Raw genomic sequence first — 273 nt, 5'->3', positions numbered from 1 at the left:
AGAAACAGGCTATCAGGACAGTTCCGCTCAAGGGCTTGCAGGCCTTCGAAGCCGTCGGCCGTTGCGGCGGCGTGAGTGCCGCGGCCCTGGAGCTTAAGGTTTCCCCCGGCGCGATCAGCCAGCAGATCCGCAAGATCGAGAGCTTTCTTGGAGTGACCCTGCTGGAGCGCAACGGCCGTACCGTGGAGCTCACCCCATGGGGGCGGCTCTACCATCAGGAAATATCGAAGGGCTTCGAGCAATTCGCGCTTGCGGAGCAGATACTGGAACGGG

1 protein-coding gene is annotated in these 273 nt (G+C 62.3%); it reads left to right on the top strand.

Translation table 11 applies throughout. The features are described 5' to 3' along the window. Positions 1-11: 11 nt before the first annotated feature. On the top strand, positions 12-273 hold a 262-nt coding region (locus tag ACPYOJ_RS35370; protein ID WP_481420390.1), incomplete at its 3' end, for a LysR family transcriptional regulator.

The organism is Rhizobium sp. SVR5-9E, from assembly GCF_056755095.1.
The sequence above is the reverse complement of the archived record's forward strand: the minus strand, read 5'-3'. Positions and strand labels throughout refer to the sequence as shown.